16 protein-coding genes are annotated in these 20,410 nt (G+C 43.3%); 13 read left to right on the plus strand and 3 right to left on the minus strand.

What is annotated here, in order from left to right; genetic code table 11:
• Nucleotides 1–20: 20 nt before the first annotated feature.
• Together QVO88_RS03855 and QVO88_RS03860 are read left to right on the plus strand one after the other, a co-directional pair.
• On the plus strand, nucleotides 21–1,229 hold the full coding sequence (locus QVO88_RS03855) for a carbohydrate-active enzyme (RefSeq protein WP_022287210.1): 1,209 nt from the start codon (nucleotides 21–23) through the stop codon (nucleotides 1,227–1,229).
• Between the two features lie 220 nt (nucleotides 1,230–1,449).
• Complete coding sequence (locus tag QVO88_RS03860; RefSeq protein ID WP_022287211.1) at nucleotides 1,450–2,715, plus strand: cation:proton antiporter; 1,266 nt, start codon at nucleotides 1,450–1,452, stop codon at nucleotides 2,713–2,715.
• A gap of 102 nt (nucleotides 2,716–2,817) precedes the next feature.
• Here QVO88_RS03860 and xylA read toward each other — a convergent pair whose 3' ends face one another.
• Nucleotides 2,818–4,143, minus strand: coding sequence for a xylose isomerase (gene xylA / locus QVO88_RS03865; RefSeq protein WP_022287212.1), 1,326 nt, complete (start codon nucleotides 4,141–4,143; stop codon nucleotides 2,818–2,820).
• A 644-nt stretch (nucleotides 4,144–4,787) separates the two neighbouring features.
• Between xylA and guaB the strand changes: the two genes are divergently transcribed.
• Nucleotides 4,788–6,266 (plus strand): IMP dehydrogenase, encoded by a 1,479-nt coding sequence (guaB, locus tag QVO88_RS03870; protein ID WP_022287213.1) that lies wholly within the window; start codon nucleotides 4,788–4,790, stop codon nucleotides 6,264–6,266.
• 72 nt (nucleotides 6,267–6,338) lie between these two features.
• On the opposite strand, the gene QVO88_RS03875 is transcribed toward guaB, so the two are convergent.
• A complete protein-coding gene (locus tag QVO88_RS03875; protein ID WP_022287214.1) occupies nucleotides 6,339–6,788 on the minus strand; it encodes a C-GCAxxG-C-C family protein in 450 nt (149 codons plus the stop codon).
• A 294-nt stretch (nucleotides 6,789–7,082) separates the two neighbouring features.
• Here QVO88_RS03875 and QVO88_RS03880 point away from each other — a divergent pair, with 294 nt between their 5' ends.
• The 10 genes from QVO88_RS03880 to cbiB all read left to right on the plus strand — a co-directional run bounded on the left by QVO88_RS03880 (nucleotide 7,083) and on the right by cbiB (nucleotide 18,567).
• Complete coding sequence (locus QVO88_RS03880; protein WP_022287215.1) at nucleotides 7,083–7,634, plus strand: NADH peroxidase; 552 nt, start codon at nucleotides 7,083–7,085, stop codon at nucleotides 7,632–7,634.
• Between the two features lie 188 nt (nucleotides 7,635–7,822).
• On the plus strand, nucleotides 7,823–8,164 hold the full coding sequence (locus tag QVO88_RS03885; protein WP_022287216.1) for a hypothetical protein: 342 nt from the start codon (nucleotides 7,823–7,825) through the stop codon (nucleotides 8,162–8,164).
• Nucleotides 8,161–9,117 (plus strand): D-2-hydroxyacid dehydrogenase, encoded by a 957-nt coding sequence (locus QVO88_RS03890; RefSeq protein ID WP_022287217.1) that lies wholly within the window; start codon nucleotides 8,161–8,163, stop codon nucleotides 9,115–9,117. Before QVO88_RS03885 ends, QVO88_RS03890 begins: the two co-directional genes overlap by 4 nt.
• Before the next feature lie 19 nt (nucleotides 9,118–9,136).
• Nucleotides 9,137–9,934 (plus strand): glutamate 5-kinase, encoded by a 798-nt coding sequence (gene proB, locus QVO88_RS03895; protein ID WP_022287218.1) that lies wholly within the window; start codon nucleotides 9,137–9,139, stop codon nucleotides 9,932–9,934.
• Between the two features lie 5 nt (nucleotides 9,935–9,939).
• Nucleotides 9,940–11,193, plus strand: coding sequence for a glutamate-5-semialdehyde dehydrogenase (locus QVO88_RS03900; protein WP_022287219.1), 1,254 nt, complete (start codon nucleotides 9,940–9,942; stop codon nucleotides 11,191–11,193).
• Between the two features lie 135 nt (nucleotides 11,194–11,328).
• On the plus strand, nucleotides 11,329–11,943 hold the full coding sequence (locus QVO88_RS03905; protein ID WP_022287220.1) for a TIGR04100 family radical SAM protein: 615 nt from the start codon (nucleotides 11,329–11,331) through the stop codon (nucleotides 11,941–11,943).
• A gap of 130 nt (nucleotides 11,944–12,073) precedes the next feature.
• Entirely contained in the window at nucleotides 12,074–13,852 is a 1,779-nt protein-coding gene (locus QVO88_RS03910) for an RNA polymerase sigma factor (protein WP_278643649.1), read from the plus strand.
• Nucleotides 13,853–14,090: 238 nt separating this feature from the next.
• On the plus strand, nucleotides 14,091–16,220 hold the full coding sequence (locus QVO88_RS03915) for an RNA polymerase sigma factor (protein WP_022287222.1): 2,130 nt from the start codon (nucleotides 14,091–14,093) through the stop codon (nucleotides 16,218–16,220).
• Between the two features lie 90 nt (nucleotides 16,221–16,310).
• On the plus strand, nucleotides 16,311–17,372 hold the full coding sequence (gene hisC, locus QVO88_RS03920; protein WP_022287223.1) for a histidinol-phosphate transaminase: 1,062 nt from the start codon (nucleotides 16,311–16,313) through the stop codon (nucleotides 17,370–17,372).
• A 223-nt stretch (nucleotides 17,373–17,595) separates the two neighbouring features.
• Complete coding sequence (gene cbiB / locus QVO88_RS03925; protein ID WP_022287224.1) at nucleotides 17,596–18,567, plus strand: adenosylcobinamide-phosphate synthase CbiB; 972 nt, start codon at nucleotides 17,596–17,598, stop codon at nucleotides 18,565–18,567.
• A 136-nt stretch (nucleotides 18,568–18,703) separates the two neighbouring features.
• Here the strand turns inward: cbiB and QVO88_RS03930 are convergent, their stop codons facing one another.
• A complete protein-coding gene (locus QVO88_RS03930) occupies nucleotides 18,704–20,338 on the minus strand; it encodes a cellulase family glycosylhydrolase (RefSeq protein WP_022287225.1) in 1,635 nt (544 codons plus the stop codon).
• Nucleotides 20,339–20,410 lie beyond the last annotated feature (72 nt).

The raw sequence follows: 20,410 nt of genomic DNA on the forward strand, positions 1-20,410 counted from the left end.
AGAAAGGGAAGGTATATTTTATGAAAGTTAAACAGTGGCTTGCATCATCACTTGCAGTGCTGATGCTTGTTTCGACCGTGGGCTGCGGAGATAATTCCTCAAGCTCAAAGGCTGAAAGCAAATCAAACAACAGCTCTGCCGTTGTTTCGGAAACTGCAATGCCTGAAAAGGATTATGCAACAACGACCGACGGCTCAGCGAAAGTCAAGATCGACGGAACAAAATTCATGGTGGGCGACAAGGAGCTTTGGTTCAATGGAGTGAACGCTCCATGGGATAAGTGGAACGACTTTGGCGGAGGCTTTAATTTTGAGTTCTGGCAGGATCATTTCCAGAAGCTTCACAATTCAGGCGTAAATGCCGCAAGGATCTGGATAATCTGCAACGGCGACGTTGGTATGGCTATCTCAGCAGACGGTACATTTGACGGTGCAACAACAGCTCATTGGGAGGATCTTGACAATCTGTTCTATCTTGCAGAGCAGTATCAGATCTATATAATGGCAACAGTTCAGTCCTTTGATAACTTCAAGGATCAGAACCAGAATTATCAGGCTTGGAGAACGCTCATTCAGGACAGCGACAAGACAGATATGTTTGTAGATAACTATATAGTTCCTCTCGTTCAAAGATATGGCAAGAGCGATTATTTCTGGTCTGTGGACCTTTGTAACGAGCCTGACTGGATAGTTGAAAATGAAGAGTGTGGCAAGCTTGATTGGCTCTATCTGGAGCAGTATTATGCAAAGGCAGCCGCAGCTATCCATGCAAATTCAGACGTTCTCGTAACTGTGGGCATGGGTATGATAAAGTATAACTCCGACAGCCAGCAGGGCAACAAAATATCCGACAGCGAGCTTCAGACCGTTTTGAGCGGTGATAAGTATGACAAGAGCCTTGCCTATGTTGACTTTTATTCAACTCATTGGTACACTTGGATGCAGGGAATGTGGGGATATCCTTTCAGCGAATCTCCAACAGACTTTGGCCTTGACGGTACAAAGCCTTGCGTTATAGGCGAATGCCCAGCCGTTGCAAGCGACAGCGATTTCGACATCACCTCAGCTTATGAGGACGCTTACAATAATGGCTGGAACGGCGTGTTTGCATGGAAAACAAGCGGTCAGGACGACGGCTGCGGTCTGTGGCTGGATATACAGCCTGCTATAGAGAAAATGGCAGGTATCTGCGAGGATAAGATATTCCCTAACGGCAAAAAAGCTGTATAAACAAACTTTGATAAAATAATCACAAAAAGAGCCGACTTTTGCGGCTCTTTTTTGTTGCTCTTTTTTGTGAACAAATTGTGCTGTCTGTTGACTATAGTGCGGCATAATGCTATAATAAGATACGGAAAATCAATGACGATTTGCAGAGAGTAAAATGCTGTAGATCGTTATTTTTACGCATTAACGTCATATAATGGCGGCGTGGAAAGGAAGTAAAATCATGGAAGAATACAGCTACATATTGTTTATTGCACTTATACTGCTTTCGACCAAAATTCTCGGACTTGTAACAAAGAAAATGAAACTGCCGCAGGTAGTCGGTGCGTTGTTGGCGGGTGTAATACTCGGACCTGCCGTTCTTAATGTTGTAAAAGAAACTGAGTTCATCTCAGAACTGTCAGAAATTGGCGTTATCGTGCTGATGTTCACCGCAGGACTTACAACAGACGTTAAGGAGCTTAAAAGGACTGGTAAAGCGTCATTCATAATCGCTCTTCTTGGCGTTATCGTACCACTGTTCGGCGGACTTGGACTTGCCGCTGCAATGGGCGTAGGCAAGGGCGATAAGCTCGCCTGCTCACCATTCCTGCAGCATCTCTTCATAGGCGTTGTGCTTACTGCAACATCAGTTTCTATCACAGTAGAAACTCTGAAAGAGCTTGGCAAGCTCTCTACAAGAGCAGGTAATGCCATTCTCGGTGCGGCTATCATAGACGATATCCTTGGTATCATCGCATTGACCCTTATCACAAGCCTTGCAGATACAAGCGTTCACGTTGCAACAGTTCTTATTAAGATAGTAGCGTTCTTTGCAGTGGCTATCGGCTGTACAGTGGTTTACCATGTTGTATTCACAAAGTGGAGAAAAAGAGATAAAAAAGACCTTAGACGTCACGTTATCATTTCCTTCGTTTTCTGCCTGCTCATGGCGTATGTAGCAGAGCTTTTCGGCGTAGCAGATATCACAGGCGCATTTGTTGCAGGTCTTGCAATTTCAAGCGAAAAGGACGTAAAGTATATCTCAAACAGATTTGAAACACTTTCGTATATGTTCCTTTCACCAGTGTTCTTTGCAAGCATCGGTCTTACAATGAATGGTATCAACATGAACGGCAAAATGGTGCTGTTTACAGTTTTGCTCCTTGCTGTGGCAATAATCACAAAGATAATAGGCTGCGGACTAGGCGCAAAGGTTTGTAAGTATACAAATCAGGAAAGCTTGCAGATAGCAATGGGTATGATCTCACGAGGCGAGGTCGCACTTATAGTAGCGGCTAAAGGACAGAAGCTTGGACTTATGGGCGACGAGGTTTTCGCACCTATCATCATCATGGTGGTTGCAACAACGATAATCACACCGGTATTCCTGAAGTTTGTGTTTAAGGATAATCATGAAGAGCACGTTGAGGACGAGCTTATGAAGTCTGTGGAGGGCTTCTCACAGTATGAACAGGAGCTGCAGGAACTCTCAAGAAAAGAAAAGTAATGAAAAAATCAAAGAGCGGAGCAAAAAACTCCGCTCTTTTTTTGTACAAAAAATCCGCTACCACGAATGATAGCGGATATGGGTGCAGGGGCACGCCCCTGCTTAAAGATTGAACATGATCTGATTGAGTACGCTCTCCAGATATTCCTGTCTGCCGCTAGAAAGTGAGTCAGTAACTTCGCCCTTCTCAACTGCATACTTCTCAAGGCTCTCCATGTCAGCCTTACCTGCAATGATGTCTGCACCAATGCCTGTTGTCCAGCTTGCATATCTGTCATCAACGAACTTGTCAAGTCTGCCGTCCTCAATGATCTTTGCAGCAGCCTTAAGACCAAGTGCAAATGTGTCCATACCTGCAATGTAGCTCAGGAAAATGTCTTCCATTGTGTATGAGCCTCTTCTTGCCTTAGCGTCAAAGTTCAGACCGCCGTTTGTGAAGCCGCCTGCCTTGAGAACTTCGTACATACAAAGTGTAGCGTCATAAGCGTTTGTAGGGAACTGGTCTGTATCCCAACCGAGCAGTGGGTCGCCCTGGTTAGCGTCGATAGAACCGAATACACCGTTATCTCTTGCAACTCTCAGCTCATGCTGGAAAGTGTGCTGGGCAAGTGTAGCGTGGTTAGCTTCGATGTTCATTTTGAAGTCCTTGTCAAGACCATATTTTCTCAGGAAGCCGAGAACTGTAGCTGTATCGAAATCATACTGATGCTTTGTAGGCTCCTTTGGCTTTGGCTCGATGTAGAAATCACCAGTGTAGCCCTTTGAACGAGCATAATCAACAGTCAGCTTCATAAGTCTTGCCATGTTGTCAAGCTCCAGACCCATGTTTGTGTTCAGAAGAGTTTCATAGCCTTCTCTTCCGCCCCAGAAAACGTAGCCCTTACCGCCAAGCTTGATAGTAGCGTCAACAGCGTTCTTGATCTGAGCAGCCGCATAAGCGAAAACATCAGCAGAAGGTGATGTGCCTGCACCATGCATATATCTTGGGTGATCGAAGCACTTAGCAGTACCCCAAAGAAGCTTCTTAGTAGGGTCAGCAGCCATTTTTTCAGCTATGTAGTCAACTACCTCAGCAAGCTTTGCGTTAGTGGTGCCGAGATCACCGTACTCAGGAGAAAGGTCACGGTCATGGAAGCAGAAATAGTCGATAGAAAGCTTGTCCATTATCTCGAAAGCAACATCGACCTTCTTCTTAGCTCTTGCCTCAGGAGCAGCCTCGCCCCAAGTCTTGTCAGTAGTGCCGCAGCCGAACATATCAGTGCCGTCGCCGCCCATTGTGTGCCACCATGAAAGAGCGAACTTGAGCTGTTCTCTCATAGTCTTGCCCATTACAACCTCATCTGGGTTATAGTACTTAAAAGAGAGGGGATTAGTTGAGTTTACACCCTCATACTTGATCTTTGGAATATCCTTAAAATACTCTGCCATAATTTTGACCTCCGAATATATTATTGTTTGATCTTAACGATTAAACGATTACAATACAATAATACACCAAATCGCACCCGTTTGTCAACTGTTTTTTATCAAAATTGCATATATTGATATATATTAAAATTGTGGGATAACTGCATAGACACACTATTTTTTTCTCGTACTTTCATCAATATTTCTGTAATAATTTTGTGTAATAACTGCACAAATTCTGACAACTAAACTTGTGCAAACAAATGATTTATCTTTTAATTTGGCAACATTTCTGCAATTGTTGCATTTTTTATGCAACTACAGGGCAAAGCCCTGTCGGAGTTTGAGGCAGAGCCTCAATAGGCGCAAGCCTACTAAGCGGTGCAGAGAGAAAAAGACAAATTGCAGAGTTGCAATCTGATACAAAGCTAATATCGAAGCACAAAACTGCACCGCTTATACTATATCTTTATACAAAGTAAAATCCGCAAAGAGCGCAGCGATTTTGCGGCACTGCAAACCTTGGCTAAAACAACGTAACTCCGATTAGCAAAGACTAAATTAAAAAAAAGTTCTCAATAATGATGTTGACAAGTTTAATTAAATGTTGTATGATTATAAGAATAATAAATTAAGAATTCAAAATGTTTGCGGGAGGTTAATTTATGCTGGATACTAATGTAAACAATAAGTTTGGTAAAGAGGGTCTTACCTTTGATGACGTTCTCCTTATCCCAGGCGAGTCGGATTGTACACCTGATATGGTGGATATCCATACACACCTTACTAAGGATATAGTCCTCAATACACCTATAATGACATCTGCTATGGATACAGTCACAGAGTCAAAAATGGCTATCGCTATCGCAAGAGAGGGCGGTATCGGTATTATCCATAAGAATATGACTATCGCTCAGCAGGCAGAAGAGGTGGATAAGGTAAAGCGTTCTGAAAACGGCGTTATCGTTAATCCTTTCTCTCTTACAGCCGATAAAACTGTTGCTGAAGCTGATAAGCTCATGGGCAAGTATAAGATCTCCGGCGTGCCTATAGTCGATAAGGATGGCAAGCTCGAGGGTATCCTCACTAACAGAGATCTTAGATTTATCACTGATTTTGAAAATATCAAGATCGGTGACGTTATGACTAAGGAAAACCTCGTTACTGCTCCTGTTGATACGGATCTTGAAGGCGCTCAGAAGATACTTATGAAGCATAAGATTGAGAAGCTTCCTCTTGTTGACGCAAACGGTATTCTCAAGGGTCTTATCACTATCAAGGATATTGAAAAGGCTGTTCAGTATCCAAATTCCGCAAGAGATAAAAAGGGCAGACTTCTTTGCGGTGCTACTATCGGCATGACTAACGATATTCTCGAAAGAGTTGCCGCTCTCGTTGAAGCTCAGGTAGACGTCCTCGTTCTTGACTCTGCTCACGGCCATTCTATGAACGTTATAAATTGTCTTAAAAAAGTTAAGGCCGCTTTCCCTGATACACCGGTTATTGCAGGTAATATCGCTACTGCTGAAGCCGCCAGAGCGCTCTGCGAAGCAGGTGCTGACGCTATAAAGGTCGGTATCGGCCCTGGTTCTATCTGTACTACCCGTGTAGTCGCTGGTATAGGTGTTCCTCAGGTCACTGCAGTTTATGACGCTGCTTGCGCTGCTGCTGAGTATGGCATTCCTGTTATTGCTGACGGCGGTATCAAGTATTCAGGCGATATCGTTAAGGCTCTTGCTGCCGGTGCAAACGTTGTAATGCTTGGTTCACTCCTCGCAGGCTGTGACGAAGCTCCAGGCGAAACTGAGATCTATCAGGGCAGACAGTTCAAGGTATACAGAGGCATGGGTTCTCTTGCCGCTATGAATAAAGGCTCAAAGGACAGATATTTCCAGACAAACTCAAAGAAGCTCGTTCCAGAGGGCGTTGAGGGTCGTGTGGCTTATAAGGGTCCAGTTTCAGATACTATCTTCCAGCTTGTTGGCGGTATCCGTTCAGGTATGGGCTATTGCGGTTGTCATACTATTGCAGAGCTTGGCGAAAAGGCTAAGTTCATCAGGATAACAGGCGCAGGTCTTAAGGAGTCACACCCACACGATATTTATATCACAAAGGAAGCTCCAAACTATTCCGCAGGTATCTAATAGAATTTATATACAAAAAAAGAGCAGAGATCTCGTTTCTCTGCTCTTTTTTGCGTTGTTTTGCAAAAAATATTACTCCATAAATTCTCCCAAAAGACCACTTGCAATTGCTACAGTTTCAGGACATGGACGCTTCTGATAGTATTCTTTTGTGCGCTTTGCAGGGTCAGGGTCACTAGGTCCGCTCAGACCGAGAAGCTCACGGCAGATGATAGTGTCAGAGCCAAGCTCTTCCTTGAAACGCTTTGCAAAAAGCTGAACACGCTCATAATCCTTGCCCTTTGCCGCCCTGTCACTGCCTATGGTGTTGCCAAATTTCAATCCAAGCACCATGACTGCACCTGTAAATGCTCCGCAGACCTCTCTCATTCTGCCTATTCCGCCGCCAAAGCCCGAAGCTATCTTGTATGCAGTTTCGCTGTCAAGGCCGATATCCTCAGCCCATGCGCCTACTACCGCCTGTGAACAGTTGTAGCCCTCCATGAAAAGAGCCTTTGCTGCCGCTGCTTTTTCCTTATTCATTTTAAAAAAACTCCTTTTTTGTCATATATTGATCTTCATTATAGCACAGCTTTAAGTTTTTTTCAAGACGTATTATTGGTTAGTATAGTCTACGTCAAATTGCATAAAAAATTGCCATAAAATTTTGCAATATTTTTATATTGTTAGACAAAACTAACCTATTGACAAATGTACACTAATGTGGTATACTTTAATCACAGCAAGGGAAAAGCTGCAAAGAATAACGCAGATAAAGCGAAAACGCTGGTCTGTGGAAAAGTAAAAAATGATATTCAAATAAGGAGGACAAAAATTATGTCAAAGTTTGTATGTTCAGTATGCGGTTACGTTTATGAGGGCGAGGCTGCTCCAAAGGAGTGTCCTATCTGCCATGCACCAGCAGAAAAGTTCAATAAAGTAGAAGAAACAGCTATCACATGGGCTGACGAGCATAAGGTAGGCGTTGCAGAGGGTCTTGATGAGGAAGTTGTTGCAGGTCTTAGAGAGAACTTCAACGGCGAGTGCTCTGAGGTAGGTATGTATCTTGCAATGGCAAGGGTTGCTTACAGAGAAGGCTATCCTGAGGTAGGTATGTACTATGAGAAGGCTGCTTATGAAGAGGCTGAGCATGCTGCTAAGTTCGCAGAGCTTCTGGGCGAGGTAGTAACACCTTCTACAAAGAAAAATCTCGAGATGAGATATATGGCTGAGAATGGTGCTTGTGAGGGCAAGATGAAGCTTGCTAAGAGAGCAAAGGAGCTTGGCTATGACGCTATCCATGACACTGTTCATGAAATGGCTAAGGACGAAGCAAGACATGGATGCGGCTTCAAGGGTCTGCTTGACAGATATTTCGCTAACAAGTAATTTATCTTAAAATAGTATAAATTAAAGATTACGACGAATTTTTCCCGAAAAAGGCGGAGGTATTTGAAAAAATACTTCTGTCTTTTTGTTTTATAAAGCCGTTATAAAGGCTCAAATCTATTGCAAATGACGTAAAACTGTGGTATAATATCTTAGTATGATAAAAAAATGCTTTAGGAGATGATAGTGTGATAGAAACACTGGCGGCGGAAACTGCGACCTTGCAGAACGTTTATGCCCCCTTGCCTTTCAAGGTGCATATGATATTCTGCGTTATCGCTACGCTTTTATATATAACTCAGTTCATAAGGAAAGGTTCTTATCATTATCTTACATTAATGATAGCTATCGACCTTACTATAGTTACTCAGTTTACCACAAAAAGCTTTGTTATCGGTATGCTTTTCGGTGCAGAGGTAGCGCTTCTTGCGGCAACAGCTTTTATTTCCCATAGGTTTGCTAAAAAGCAAAAGGCTTTGGAGAATGCCGAGGAAAAGTCGGAAACTGCTCAAAAGGAAGATGAAGAATGAAAATAGTTATACTTGACTCTGAAACAGTTTCAAGAAACGATGTGTCGCTGGAGGAAATAACAGTCCTTGGTGAAAGCATTGTTTATGGTTTTACACCAAATGAACAGGTCGCAGAAAAGATAGGCGACGCTGACGCCGTTATATGTAACAAGTGCCTTATAACAGAGGAGGTATTCTCAAAGTGCAAAAACCTGAAATACGTCGGTCTTTTTGCAACGGGATATAATAATGTTGACCTCTCCGCCGCAGACAGGCATGACGCAGTGGTCTGCAATGTGCCTGCATATTCTACAAACGCAGTTGCTCAGCATACTTTTGCACTTATCCTCAACTATTTCAGCAAGATAAGAGAATATGCCGAGAAAGTTGACGAGGGTGGCTGGGTGAATTATAAGCTGTTTTCATATTTTGGTATCCCTACCTATGAGCTTGCAGGAAAAACCATTGGTATAGTAGGCTATGGCGACATAGGAAAGAAAGTTGCTGAGATAGCAAGAGCGTTCGGCATGAAGGTCATCACCTTTACACGCTCACCTCAGAAAATAACTGACGGCACGCCTGCGGTAAGCCTTGAAGAACTTCTAAAGACCTCTGATATAGTGACGCTCCATTGTCCTCTTACAAAGGATAATGAGAAAATGATAAATGCCGAAAGCCTTGGCATGATGAAAAAGTCAGCATTTTTCGTCAACACTGCAAGAGGCGGTCTTGTGGACGAAAAGGCTCTTGCACAGGCTCTTGGAAATGAAGTCATTGCAGGGGCAGGAATTGATGTTCTCACAAACGAGCCAATGAGTGAGAACTGCCCGCTCAGAAACGTGAAAAACTGCACTGTTACCCCACATATAGCGTGGGCGCCAAAGCAGACGAGAGAAAGGCTTCTTGAAACTGTTGCGCAGAACTTGAAAATGTGGATAGAGGGTACGCCGCAGAACGTTGTCAACGGAAAATAACAATAAGGACATGATGAAAATGATAGATATGACAAAAAAGAAAAGAGTTGTGGTAAAGGTAGGAACTTCTACTCTTACTCACAGCACAGGGCTTTTGAACATACGCCGTGTGGAACAGCTCGTTAAAACTCTTGCCGATCTGCAAAATGCAGGACATGAGATAATCCTTGTATCAAGCGGTGCGGTGGGCCTTGGCAGAGCAAAGCTTGGCATAAAGGAAAGACCCAAGGACACTCCCACAAGACAGGCTTGTGCGGCAGTGGGTCAGTGTGAGCTTATGTATCTTTACGATAATCTTTTCTCTGAATACAGCCTTAATGTGGCTCAGCTTCTGCTTACAAAGTATATTCTTCTTGAGGACAGACGCATAAATGTGCAGAACGCCCTTAACCGCATTATAGAGCTTGGTTCTATCCCTATTGTGAACGAGAACGATACGGTGTCTATTGATGAGTTGGAGCTTGAAATGGGCGAGAACGATTCTCTTGCGGCAAATGTTGCGGTGCTTGCTAATGCAGATCTGCTTATAATAATGTCTGATATCGAGGGACTTTTTGACAAAGACCCTCATAAGTATGATGACGCTGAGCTTATCCCTGTTGTGCCTGAGATAACGGAGGAGATAAAGGCTATTGCAGGGGGTGCAGGTTCTTCACTTGGCACAGGCGGAATGGCGACAAAGATAAAAGCCGCTGAGATATGCAAAAATGGCGGAATAGATCTTATAATAATGAATGGCAGAGATCCAAGACATTTGTATAAGGTATTTGAAAATAAACCTATAGGAACACTTTTTACAGCTAACGGGGAGGTATAGTAAAAATGAGTTACATCGATATTTTGGGACAGAAAGCAAAAGCTTGCAAAAAGGATATCGCCTTCGCTTCAACAACACAGAAAAATGACGCACTTCTTGAGATCGCACATATCCTGAGAGTTTGCAAGGACGATATTATCGAAGCAAACAAGGTTGACCTTGAAAACGGCAGAATGAGAAAAATGTCTGAGGCTATGCTTGACAGACTTGCACTCAATGACAGCCGTATAGAGGGCATGGCAAAGGCTTGCGAAGAGCTTGCACAGCTTGACGACCCTGTGGGCGAGGTAGTTTCAGGCTCAACAAGACCTAACGGCATGAAGATCGAGAAAGTAAGAGTGCCAATGGGCGTTATAGGCATTATTTTTGAAGCCAGACCTAACGTTACTGTAGACGGCGCTATACTTTGCCTTAAAAGTGGAAACGCTGTTATACTCAGGGGCGGAAAGGAAGCAATAAACTCAAACAAAATGCTTGCCGACCTAATGAGAAAGGCTGTCGAAAGGGCAGGCTTCAGTCCTGATATCATTCAGCTTGTGGAGGATACTGACAGAGGCATCGCTCTTGATATGATGAAAGCTAATGATTATATTGATGTCCTTATCCCAAGGGGAGGCGCACAGCTTATAAAGGCTGTTGTACAGTCTGCCACTGTGCCTGTTATCGAGACCGGCACAGGAAACTGTCACGTTTATGTTGACGCAAGTGCGGATATAAAAATGGCTGTGAACATTGTTGATAACGGCAAGACCTCACGTCCGTCTGTATGCAACGCAGTTGAAAGCTGTCTTGTTCACAGGGATATTGCGGAGGATTTTCTCCCGAAGCTTAAAGAAAGACTTGACAAGCACCACGTTGAGATAAGAGGCTGTGAGCTTACAAGGCAGATACTTGGTCCTGAGAACGTTACTCCTGCTGATGATGACGATTATGCAACAGAGTTTCTTGACTATATAATCTCTATCAAGGTCGTTGACGACATGGCGGAAGCACTTGAACACATCGACAGATTTTCCACAGGACATTCTGAGTGTATCGTAACAGAAAGCCTTTTTGCGGCACAGGAATTTCAAAAGCGTGTTGACTCAGCGGCAGTATATGTAAACTGCTCAACAAGATTTACAGACGGCGGAATGTTCGGTCTGGGTGCTGAGATAGGCATTTCCACTCAGAAGCTTCATGCAAGAGGTCCTATGGGTCTTAGAGAAATGACCACCACAAAGTATCTTATCTCAGGCAACGGACAGATAAGAGAATAGATATTAGTGAGGAATGAGGAGTGAGGAATGAGGAATGAAGGTATCGCCTAACGGCGATGATTTCTCTGTAGGGGCGACCTTTGGTCGCCTGTCTGCTCTGATACTTTGATATATTACAAAAAAGAGGTAATTATAATGATAAAAGCTATGAATATTTCTTATGAGATAGGCGATAAGCTTTATCTCAACATCACAAACAAGTGTCCATGCAACTGCACATTCTGTATTCGTCACAACGGTGACGGTGCTTATGGCTCTGACCCACTGTGGCTGGAACATCAGCCTACTGCCGAGGAGGTAATAGACAACATCAAAAAGCGTGACCTTGACAGCTACAAGGAAATTATTTTCTGTGGCTATGGCGAGCCTACCTGTGAGCTTGAAATACTCAAAGAAACTGCAAAGTATATAAAATCTGTTACAAAGACACCTATAAGGATCAACACAAATGGTCTTAGCGACCTTATCAACAAGCGTGAAACTCCTGCCGAGTTCAAGGGACTTGTTGATATAATCTCAATAAGTCTTAACGCTTCTGACGCAAAGGCTTATGACGAGATAACAAGACCCTCATTCAAGGGCGTGAACTGCTTTGAAGAAATGCTCTCTTTTGCAAAGAGAGTGAAAGAGTTCGTGCCGGAGGTAATGCTCACTGTGGTTGATATAATCGGCGAAGAGGAGATAAAAAAATCTCAGGCGGTTGCTGACAGCGTGGGTATACATCTCAGAGTCAGAGAATATGTTGATTAATATTTTGTAAACAATATATTAAGTTTTATATTTGCTCAATATTCCGTTTTCAGCAAACATCTAAGTGATGTCGGAACAATAACCGAGTGCTGAAAACGGATATTTTTTTGTTCGATAATAAAAAGAAAGCTTGGTAGAAAAAATGGAAAAGGAAAAGATAAGACGTCTTGTTTTGCAGGCAGGACAGGGTGACAGAGCAGCTTTCGGCGAGCTTTACGAAGAAACGGGCAGGTCGGTATATTTTAACTGCCTGAAGCTTCTTGGAAATGCTCAGCAGGCGGAGGATATAACTCAGGACACTTTCATGAAAGCTCTTGAAAAGCTTGACAGCCTTAAAGAGCCTGAGAATTTCTCAGCGTGGGTAAACCGCATTGCCATAAACAACTGCAAAATGTATTTCAGGAAAAATCCCCGCACTGCGGAGGAGGAGTCGGAAAAGATAATCGACGATACGCCCGACAGCGAGCTTATCCCTGACGATTATGCCGACAGCGAAGAAAAACGCAGGATAATAATGAACATTATCGACACCGCTCTCACTGACGAACAGCGTCAGACAATAATACTTTACTATTTTGATATGATGAGCGTGGCTGAGATAGCAGAGATAATGGAATGTTCTGTTGGCACTGTCACTTCCCGTCTTAGCGCTGCAAGAAAGAAGATAAGGGAGGCGGTGCTTATTTACGAAAAGAAAAACAATGACAGGCTTCATGCTGTTATGCCTATACCTGTTCTGTCAAAGATATTTATGCAGGAATGTCAGCATTTGAAGCTGCCTGAATTATCCGTTTTCAGCAACACGGCAGCCGCCGAGGATATTGTTCCCGATAAAAATACTACAATAAGTAAATCGGGAGGAAAAGGTATGTTTTCAACAGTAAAAGCAAAAGTAATAGCAGGAGTAGTCGCATTGGCAGTAGTTGGCGGAGGTATCACAGGGGTGGTGCTTGCAAACAGAGATAAGACATCAGATGCTGATAAGCCAAACACAGCCGTTCAGACAGACGCACAGGGGGAAGTGAACGAGCAGGAGATAGAGGACAATCTAAACGAACTTGATGAAAATGCTGATAATGAAGATAATGTTACTGACGATGATGCAAGCGGTACAAATTCAAACAGCGAGCTTGAAATGGCTGTTTACACTGTGTCTGACGAGATAAAAAATGCTGATCTTTCGTCAGGTCTTGTTCAGCTCAATGGTGACATCATGCAGGTGGGCGGATATATAAAGACGTCTGATTTCTATGCAAAATATGCTGACGAGTATAGCTTTGTATACTGCGATGGAGGTCACTATGAGGATAAAAAGGGCGAAATGCTCAATTATCGTGTAGGTGCTGACAACTATTTCGGCGGTGAATGGTGGGATAGCTATTACATGACCCTTATCCCAAAGGTCGAGCCGCAGGGAGATGAGATAACGGTCTATGTTGCAAATCTAACAAACCCTGACGGACAGGTATCTCTTGCAGACAGCTATGTGGTATGGGCAGAGGAAACGCCTATGTCAAACGATATTTACACCCCTGCTTGGATACCGACCGGTATGCCAACAAGGCTTTGCTATGATGTCACAAGCACAAAGAAGCTTGATGAGATATATGACAACATAGACGATTATTCAGCACAATCAGTGCAGGATATGCTTGCTTCTCAGGGCATCTCAAAGGGCGAGAACAGCATTTCAGGCAACTATCTTTCCTATGTTTACTCACAGGGCGATATGTCAATGAGCGGAACATACTGTGTGAACAGCGACACTGACCCTGATGTTTTCGTTGCATATGTTGCAGGTGAGAAAAATGCCGCAGGGCTTACACCTCTCTACAGATATCATTTTGCCTTCGATACAAATTCAAAAAAGCTTTATGAAAGCAGAATGTATCTTGCAGGTATGTTCTAAAAAAACCTATCCCTCACATCTGTGGGGGATATTTTTTTGCTCGTTGACAGGCATTTTGTTATGTGATATAATTATTTCTGTAATATTATAATAACAAATATTAACCATAAGTAAATTATATATGAAGATTTTGAATTTGCTCAACAAATCGTCTGCGTTTTGCATCTAACTAATGTCGGGACTGATAAAACAGCGGACGAGAAAACGGCAATTCGGAAAGAAAGAGCAGGTCAAAAACATGGAAAAAGATGATATCAAAAAGCTTGTATTGCAGGCGGCACAGGGAAACAAGGCGGCGTTCGGTGCGCTTTATGAAGAAACGGGCAGAACAGTGTATTTTAGCTGCCTGAAGCTTCTTGGCGACCCACAGCTTGCAGAGGATATCACTCAGGAAACTTATCTTACAGCCCTTCAAAAGCTTGGCACTCTTGCACAGCCTGAGAATTTTCCAGCATGGGTAAACAGGATAGGGATAAATCTCTGCAAAATGCACTTTAGAAACAATTCCGCCCCTGAGGACAACTCAGAGGAGATAATAGAGGAGATCCCTGACGAAGGGCTTATCCCGGAGGAATATGTGAGCAATGACGCTAAAAGAAAGATAATAATGGATATTATCGACACTGTTCTCACAGAGGAGCAAAGGCGTTCGGTGATACTGTATTATTTTGATATGCTCACAGTGCCTGAGATAGCAGAGGTAATGAACTGCACCACAGGTACAGTAACTTCCCGTCTTAGTGCCGCAAGAAAAAAGATAAAGGAGGCGGTGCTTATATACGAGGAAAACAACAACGACAGACTTCATGCTGTCGTGCCTGTATTTATTCTTTCAAAGCTTCTTAATAAAGAGGCTTCAAACACCGTTCTTCCGAAACTTACCGTTTTCACAGGCTCAGCCTCAGCCGCTAATGCAGTTCCCGATAGCGTAACATCAACAAAAACTATATCGGGAGGAAAAGGAATGTTTTCAACAGTAAAAGCAAAAGTAATAGCAGGCGTTTGTGCCGTGGCAGTTGTGGGCGGAGGTATCACAGCGGCGGTAATGCTTAGTTCAAATAATAGTGATGACGATGATAATAATGATATTGTTGTTGCTTCTTCACAAAATGACAGCACAGCTTCAAAGGGCGATAAGACCCTGTCTGATACCGCTAACGATAACAAAGACGGCAATCTATATTGGATAGACGGATTTAATGGTGGTACGCCGTCAGATACTTTGCCGCAGGATATTTTCGGCAACAAAATATCAGTGCCTGTTGACCTTAGTGCCATAGACGGCGGCAATGCCAATATGAAAATGTACGGCGACGATATTGGCAGATCTAGTGATATTATGAGCATTGATAAAATGATAGGTGAAAACAGTGACGTTGAGATAACCTTCGTTTCATCAGATGAGAGCCAAACAAACTACGACCTTACCGGTGCAAACCCATTTGACCGTGACGCAAGTGTGGCTGACATTCTCAAGGAAAACAGCTGGAGCATTACCATACCTTTAGAAGAGGCTGTGGATACCTCCGACTGGGAGTATGAAAGCTACGGCTGCTACAGCAATAAAGAAGATCTTGATAAAATAATCGACAAAATGGGCTGCCCTACAAGCATTTATATGGACAGCGAATATGACGGCATGGACGATTATAAATGCTATACAATGTATTGGGAGAACGTTGACTATACAATTTCACTCGGCGTGGTGGAAACATATAGTAATTACGAAGAGTATGACGTAGTGCTTGATTACTTCTCGGCTTCCGATTTCACATACTACAGCAAAAACTATCCGCAGGAAGAAATACACGAAAAAGACGGAGAGGCGGTTTTCACATCTGAGTATACAGGCATAACAACACCGGGCGAGAGCACTGTAAACACTGATGAGAACAGAGTAAAGGTATATGATGACCTCAAGGCACTTGACCTTACTTCAGACGCTGTTCTGCCTAAGGATATAAGCGTAAGCTATAAGGGCATAGACCACGTTTTCACAGGCAATGAGCTTATTGATGATGTAAGAGCAGAAATGGTGGATACCCCTGACGATGAATACGAGTCTGCTCTTTGCTACGGAAAAACAAGCTCGACTGTGGATAATATCATCATCTTCGACTTCTGGCTCAACAGCGATCATACCCTCCATAAGATAAGAATGAGTTTCACCACCGAAAGCGACTGCTCAATATTCGGTATAACAAAAAATTCAACTCCTGAGGAGATGGCTGCGATTCTCGGCACACCTGAGGTCAGCGACAGAAACGGCAAAGATCAGTTTCTTGATTGGAAGAGCGATTCCATGAGCGTGAACGCATATTACTATGACGGCGTTTTGCAGTCTATACAGGCTTACTTTGAAAGCTAGGCGGCTTTTATTTGACAACATAAGCGGTATGTGCTATAATATTTTATATTAATACTTTACTATGATAAAATATAGAGAGGATAATGTAAAATGGGCGAAAAGCTTTGGAGAAAAAACCTTATAAATATAGAGCCATACGTTGCAGGGGAACAGCCTAAAAACGATAAGATAATAAAGCTCAATGCAAATGAAAACCCTTATCCGCCGTCACCAAAGGTAAAGGCGATATTGGAAGGCAAGACCATAGCGGAGCTTAGAAAATATCCTAGTGCTGACGCGTCTGTTCTTAGGGCGGCGCTTGCGGAGCGTGTTGGGCTTAAAAGCGAGAATGTTTTCTGCGGAAACGGCTCAGATGATGTGCTTGCCACAGCTTTCAGAGCATTTTTCAACTCTGATAAGCCTATACTTTATCCTGATATAACTTACTCTTTCTATCCTGTGTGGTGTGAGCTTCTGAAAATACCATACAAGACTAAGAGCGTTGACGATGATTTTGTAATAAATATCGAGGACTTCAAAGAGCCTAACGGCGGCGTTGTTATACCAAACCCTAATGCTCCGACAAGCCTTGGTGTGGGTGAGAAATTTATAAGAGAACTTCTTGAAAACAATCAGGACAGCATTGTTATAATCGACGAGGCATATGTGGATTTCGGCAGATATTCCTGCGTGGAGCTTGTGAAAGAGTACGATAATCTCGTTGTAACACAGACTTTCTCAAAGTCACGTTCCCTTGCAGGCATGAGAGTGGGCATGGCTTTTGCAAGTGCTGAGCTTATCAGCTATATGCGGGCTGTAAAGGACTCATACAATTCCTATCCTCTCGACCAGATAGCCATAGAAACTGCCGTTGCAAGCCTTTCTGACGAGGATTATTTCAAGGCGACAGTTGAAAAGGTCAAGGCAACAAGGGATAGAACAGCGGAAAAAATGCGTGAAATGGGCTTCAACGTCCTTGACAGCGAAACGAATTTTCTTTTTGCACAACATGAAAAGCTCTCCGCAAAGGAGATCTTCACATACCTCCGTGAAAATGGTATCTTCGTGAGATATTTCAACAAGCCGAGAATAGATAACTTCCTGAGAATCACTATCGGCACAGACGAGGAAATGGATCTTATGCTTGAAAAGCTTTCGGAGATATGCAAATAATACAGTTATCACAAAAGCTTATGGATATATCTATTCAGTGTAGGGGCAAAAAGTGTTCGCATCTTAGTTTATGATTTTTTTGAAAGACTTTTATTTGGGCGGCTCTGACCGCCCTTTTTTGTGCCTTATCCCTTAAAATCAGAGCATAAAGGTATTGAAAATCAGAAAATGTTGTGATATAATTATCATAAGTAATTATTGCCTGAAGAAAGGATATGTATATATGTTGATAAATTCACTGGCGGCGCTTGCGCTTGGCTTTGCGCTGGATATGCTCCTTGGCGACCCTGAAGTAGTGGTCTATCCTCAGTATTTTATAAAAAAACTTGTGGCAAAGCTTGATAAGTCTTTCAGAAACAGCTATAAAAATACTCCTGAAGCACAGCGCATGGCAGGTCTTATGATGACAGTGATAGTGCTTCTTATAGTTGCCGCTGTGGCATTGCTTCTTCTATTTGTGGGCTATAAGCTAAATGCCGCACTTGGCATTTTCCTCGAGGGCATAATGTGCTGGTCAGCACTTTCTGTAAAGTCCCTTAAAACTGCGGCAGGGGGAGTGATGCGTGCTGCAAGGGCAGGCAATCTTTCTTCGGCACAGCGCAAGGTAAAAAAAGTGACCTTCCGTGACACCGACGATATGAACATTGACGCTGTTATAAAAAGTACGGTGGAGTCGGTTGCAGAGAACACCACAGATTGGGCGGTCGCACCTATTTTCTGGTCTGCGATATTCGGAGGTCTGGGCGGAATACTCTACAGAACAGTGAATATTATCGACAACACAGTGGGCTATAAAACAGACACATACATAAACTTCGGCAAATTCCCTGCAAAGCTAGACGACGTTCTCAGCTTTATACCTGCAAGAATAGCCGCCCTGCTTATGAAAATGAACGTTTCTTATCTTCACCTTGACAGCAAGAACGCTTCTCAGGTATACAAAAAAGACAGAAGAAAATCCCCTAGTCCTAATTCAGCGCAAACTCAGTCGGTGTGTGCAGGTGCATTGGGTATACAGCTTGGCAGTGATGAGTATTACGGCGGACAGCTTGTAAGAAAGCCTGTTATAGGCAGAAATCTAAAGCCATGCGAGCCTAACGATATATTCTGGGCAAATCAGCTTTTGCTTGGTACATCGTTCTATGCTATGCTTTTTACAGCAGTTATAAGAACGGCACTGTTCTTTGTGATATGATATAAAATAACAATAGCCGAGAGGTAAATGCCCCTCGGCTGTGTTTTTATAGTGTAGAGGCGACCTTGGGTCGCCCGCTTATCGTTAGTTTCTGTGCAAAAAAAAGACCTCCCACCAAGAGAGGTCTTTTGTGTTATCAGTGGTTTCTGTACCAATCACGAACGAACTTGCCGCTTGCTGTGAGCTGTGAAGTGCCGCTCTTTATAGCTTTAAGGTTCGTACCGCTATTGAATGCGGAAGCCGTTTCGCTCTTTCCGCAGGCTGACCAGTTTATGTAGCCTACTTTTAGTGAGTCGAGAAGCTTGAGCCATTTTGTGCTTTCTGTTGAGTTATATCCGCCGTTTCCGCTTGCATCGCAAGTTCCGAACTCAGATACAAGAACAGGAAGTCCCTTTTTGTAGCAGTTCTGAAGTCTGTTTCTCAGCCAATCAGTGTGAGTGTTTGCATAGAAGTGAAGAGCATAAACGCAGTTTTTGTCTGAAAGCTTGTTGCCAAGTACCTGATCTATGTCCTGACTCCATGTGCCTGTACCGCAAATTATGATAGCGTCACTGTCGTATTTTCTGATAGCGCTTACAACGCTCTGGCAGTAACTTTTTATGCCGCCTGTCCATGTTACACCGCCGTTAGGCTCGTTGCAGATCTCGTAAATAACGTTATTGTAGTCCTTGTAGGTCTTAGCCATTTCTGTGAAGAACTTGATAGCTTCATTTTTGTGGTTGTTAGGGTTTCTGTCGTTGAGAACGTGCCAGTCGATTATAGCATACATACCAAGAGATTTTGCATTCTCAACGCCTGTCTTGACTTTCTGCTTTGCCTGCGCCTGATACTTGCCGTTCTCGGTGCAGTAGCCGCCCCATTCATAAGTATACATTGCGATTCTTATGGTGTTGACCTTCCAGTCATCTCTGAGAACTTTAAGTGAGTCCTTTGTAAGGATATCGGAAAAATCCTCCCACATGATGCCGTGAGTTGACATACCCTTTATCTTGAATACCTTGCCGTTCTTGTCAACAATGTTCGCACCCTTTACAGAAAGCTGACCATGCTGTGAAACAGGTGTCACAACAGCAGGAGCTTTAGATGTAGTAGCGGATACCTCTGCGGAATATTTTCCGTAGTGGTTGGCTTTCTTGTCGTCTGTCTTGCAGGCTCTTATCTTGAACTTGTAGGTGGTCTTCTGGCTGAGATTTTTTACAGTGTAGCTTGTGGAAGTGGTCTTTGCGATCTCTTTCCACTGACCATTTTTAAGCTGAAATACTCTGTAATTTGTGCATCCTATCTTTGTCCATGAAAGCTTTACGCTGTTATAGGAAACGCTTGATACTTTAAGACCCTTTGCAGGCTGTGGGTTCGTGGCGGTGTTCCAGTTGTCGGAATATGCGCCGTATACCTTTTTTCCTTTCACGGTCTTGTAGGCTCTTACCTTGAAGTTTTCACGGGTAGCATTTGGCAGATTTTTCACAGTGTATGTGAGGGTCGAGCCACTTTTTACGTCTGCGATCTGCGGATATTTACCGTTTTTCCTCATACAAACTGAGTATCCCGAAGCTCCGCTGACCTTTTTCCAGCTAAGCTTTATCTCGCTGTTGCTAAGTGTTTTTGAAGTAAGCCCTGTGACTTTTCCGACGCTTGCCGCCTCAACAGTTATCGCCGTCTGCGAAAGAAGCGGCGTTTCGTCCACAGCAGGCAGTGCCGCCGCAGCCGACATGAGTGTTACCGAGGTCAGCAGCACAGCGGCGGCTTTTTTCAGACTGGTTAATTTTCCCATAATTTTTCCTCCAATAATGAATATTGTAACTTTTCATTCATATTTATTATAAGTTTAACATATTTTCATTCA

This window comes from Ruminococcus sp. CAG:57 (assembly GCF_000435935.1).
Taxonomy (GTDB): domain Bacteria; phylum Bacillota; class Clostridia; order Oscillospirales; family Ruminococcaceae; genus Hominimerdicola; species Hominimerdicola aceti.

Excerpts from the sequence above, each read along its gene's own strand:
- QVO88_RS03855 (WP_022287210.1), top strand. The coding sequence starts at position 21 with ATGAAAGTTAAACAGTGGCTTGCATCATCACTTGCAGTGCTGATGCTT.
- QVO88_RS03860 (WP_022287211.1), top strand. The coding sequence starts at position 1,450 with ATGGAAGAATACAGCTACATATTGTTTATTGCACTTATACTGCTTTCG.
- xylA (WP_022287212.1), bottom strand. The coding sequence starts at position 4,143 with ATGGCAGAGTATTTTAAGGATATTCCAAAGATCAAGTATGAGGGTGTA.
- guaB (WP_022287213.1), top strand. The coding sequence starts at position 4,788 with ATGCTGGATACTAATGTAAACAATAAGTTTGGTAAAGAGGGTCTTACC.
- QVO88_RS03875 (WP_022287214.1), bottom strand. The coding sequence starts at position 6,788 with ATGAATAAGGAAAAAGCAGCGGCAGCAAAGGCTCTTTTCATGGAGGGC.
- QVO88_RS03880 (WP_022287215.1), top strand. The coding sequence starts at position 7,083 with ATGTCAAAGTTTGTATGTTCAGTATGCGGTTACGTTTATGAGGGCGAG.
- QVO88_RS03890 (WP_022287217.1), top strand. The coding sequence starts at position 8,161 with ATGAAAATAGTTATACTTGACTCTGAAACAGTTTCAAGAAACGATGTG.
- proB (WP_022287218.1), top strand. The coding sequence starts at position 9,137 with ATGATAGATATGACAAAAAAGAAAAGAGTTGTGGTAAAGGTAGGAACT.
- QVO88_RS03900 (WP_022287219.1), top strand. The coding sequence starts at position 9,940 with ATGAGTTACATCGATATTTTGGGACAGAAAGCAAAAGCTTGCAAAAAG.
- QVO88_RS03905 (WP_022287220.1), top strand. The coding sequence starts at position 11,329 with ATGATAAAAGCTATGAATATTTCTTATGAGATAGGCGATAAGCTTTAT.
- QVO88_RS03915 (WP_022287222.1), top strand. The coding sequence starts at position 14,091 with ATGGAAAAAGATGATATCAAAAAGCTTGTATTGCAGGCGGCACAGGGA.
- hisC (WP_022287223.1), top strand. The coding sequence starts at position 16,311 with ATGGGCGAAAAGCTTTGGAGAAAAAACCTTATAAATATAGAGCCATAC.
- cbiB (WP_022287224.1), top strand. The coding sequence starts at position 17,596 with ATGTTGATAAATTCACTGGCGGCGCTTGCGCTTGGCTTTGCGCTGGAT.
- QVO88_RS03930 (WP_022287225.1), bottom strand. The coding sequence starts at position 20,338 with ATGGGAAAATTAACCAGTCTGAAAAAAGCCGCCGCTGTGCTGCTGACC.